We start from the raw sequence: 2,093 nt of genomic DNA, 5'->3' as shown, positions 1-2,093 counted from the left end.
GAGGCGGCACGGGCACATCGCGATTTGGATCTGGCTGTCTTGGCTGTGGCATCGAACTATCTCCGTTCAGTCGGAACAACTCGTGCGCCGTGGCATGGTTCCTGGCAGAATCCAGCGAGATCGTTACGCCCTCGGGACACGAGTATGTTGGTCCGCCCAGGTGAAGGCGCAAAAGTTGCAGATCGTTCGGAACCGGTCGGATTTTCGAGCCGTTGTCGTCGACAGGGATCAAGGAGAAGCGTGATGAAGGACAAGGAAGGAAATATCGACCATACATTGCCGCAGGTCGCCATCGACGATCAGCAGGTGCGACAATTGGCGGCCACGACCGATTTGCCGTCCAGGCAGGCTCGCGAACTGGTGCGCCGTCACGGCAACGACCCCCGGAAGCTGGAAGAGTTGGCGAAATCGATCAACGCCACCAATTGAGTCAAGGCCAATGGACACCACGGCGCATGCCGCTGGCGTCAGATTTCGAGCAAGGCGTAGGGGCGGCCGCTTGGCTTGGCCACATGCATGGCGACGTTGTAGACCTTGGCTCCGCCAGGTGTTTGACCTTCGTAAGAACCGCGATGTGCATGACCGTGCACGACAGCATTAACCTGGAATCGATCGATCGTCTCCGCCAGGCGTGAAGAGCCCAGAAATGGAAATATCTCCGGCGGTTCTCCCGCGACTGTGTCGGCAATTGGCGCGTAGTGGAGGATCACCAGTGTGCGCTTCGCCCGCACCTGGCGCATCGCATTTTCAAGTCGCATTGCCTCGTTCACGCTTTCCGCGACCATCGTCTTGATCGCCGGTTCACCGAATGAGCCGAGCATGCGTGACCCGAAGCCGCCTATGAATCCCTTCACGCCGACAAAACCCACCTCCTCGATTTCAACTGCCTGCCCGTCGAGGAGATGAACATGCGCCTGGCGCAGGATCTTCGTGACGTCTTCCACCGCACCAGACTCGTAGTCATGATTGCCGAGCACCGCCACGACCGGGATCGAGCAGTTGCGCAGATCCTCGGCCAGCATCTCCGCTTCACGAGGCTTGCCGAGATTGGTCAGATCTCCCGTGAGAACGAGAATGTCGGCTTCGCTCGATATCTCGCCGAAGAGGTCGCGATACGAGGTTTGCGCATCTTCCCGCACATGGAGATCCCCGACCGCGGCAACTTTGAGTGCGCGTGCGCCCTCCTTGGGCGCGCTGCTCTTGACGGGATCAGCCATCACGGAATTCTCCCACACCACCGACGCCGGCGAAGCCCCATTCCTTGACGTCGATTTCGTAATCGGTTTGCGAAAGCAGCCGCCCACGGCAGATCTTCATCCTTGGAGACGGCAACTGCCGTTGCTTGGCGAGGCGGTCGAGCAATTCATCGAGCAGCCACGCCGGGATATGATCGCGCTCGCTCGGATAGATCCACCTGAAATTGATAAGCTGCATCAACAGAACCTCCCAGTGAACCTCCAGATAAGAAAGCAGCCGGTGCCAATCGATCTGATCGCCCGCCTTGAGAATCGTATGAGCGATATCGGCGCCATCGTGTCGCCCTCTGTCCTGGATAAAGCATTTGGACCAGATGAGTTCGGTCGGGCCGATGATCCGCACCCTGCTGCCCAACAGCTCTGTTTGGCGGGCGTGTTCCAGCCACAGGTCGCCAACAGGCACCGTGCCGTTGGCCGAGCCGAATATGACGTCGAAGAAATGCGTGCCCTTGAACACCTTGCCGAGCCACCGGTCATCCTCGATTTCGACGGCATATCCAAGCTGCTTGAAATGGGCGAGGATCCGCGCGTAGTCGCCTGCCTTGCAGAAGATATCGAGGTCCTTGGTCTGGCGGGTGACACCCGTATAAGCGCTTACCGCGTAGGTCCCGGCGACCAGAAAGGGTATGTCGGTGGCGGTAAGCTCACGGATTGCTTCCGTGTAAAATACCTCCGCCTCGGCATTTTTGAGCGTCGGCGCCGCTTTTGCATCGATCTTGGGAAGCGAGACCAGAACGTTTTCAGGCAATGGACCATTGGTCATGAAACGATGACTCCGAATCCGGCAACCGGCAGTCGCCCGCTGTGGTAACAACGTGAACCTCGCCTGGTTCCGCT

General features: G+C 58.8%; 3 protein-coding genes. 1 reads left to right on the top strand and 2 read right to left on the bottom strand.

Going from position 1 to position 2,093, the window contains the following annotated elements:
• Positions 1-243: 243 nt before the first annotated feature.
• Positions 244-429, top strand: coding sequence for a hypothetical protein (locus EOC06_RS21100; protein ID WP_127271064.1), 186 nt, complete (start codon positions 244-246; stop codon positions 427-429).
• Positions 430-467: 38 nt separating this feature from the next.
• Here the strand turns inward: EOC06_RS21100 and EOC06_RS21095 are convergent, their stop codons facing one another.
• Together EOC06_RS21095 and EOC06_RS21090 are read right to left on the bottom strand one after the other, a co-directional pair.
• The gene (locus tag EOC06_RS21095; RefSeq protein ID WP_128308696.1) at positions 468-1,217 is read right to left on the bottom strand and encodes a metallophosphoesterase; all 750 of its coding nucleotides are present in this window, start codon (positions 1,215-1,217) and stop codon (positions 468-470) included.
• Positions 1,210-2,019, bottom strand: coding sequence for a nucleotidyltransferase family protein (locus EOC06_RS21090; protein ID WP_023812007.1), 810 nt, complete (start codon positions 2,017-2,019; stop codon positions 1,210-1,212). Before EOC06_RS21090 ends, EOC06_RS21095 begins: the two co-directional genes overlap by 8 nt.
• Positions 2,020-2,093: the final 74 nt, after the last annotated feature.

Source organism: Mesorhizobium sp. M7A.F.Ca.MR.362.00.0.0, from assembly GCF_004023175.1.
Lineage (GTDB): Bacteria > Pseudomonadota > Alphaproteobacteria > Rhizobiales > Rhizobiaceae > Mesorhizobium.
Note: the sequence above shows the minus strand (reverse complement) of the source record. Positions and strands in the feature narration are given on the sequence as shown.

Excerpts from the sequence above, each read along its gene's own strand:
- EOC06_RS21100 (WP_127271064.1), top strand. The coding sequence starts at position 244 with ATGAAGGACAAGGAAGGAAATATCGACCATACATTGCCGCAGGTCGCC.
- EOC06_RS21095 (WP_128308696.1), bottom strand. The coding sequence starts at position 1,217 with ATGGCTGATCCCGTCAAGAGCAGCGCGCCCAAGGAGGGCGCACGCGCA.
- EOC06_RS21090 (WP_023812007.1), bottom strand. The coding sequence starts at position 2,019 with ATGACCAATGGTCCATTGCCTGAAAACGTTCTGGTCTCGCTTCCCAAG.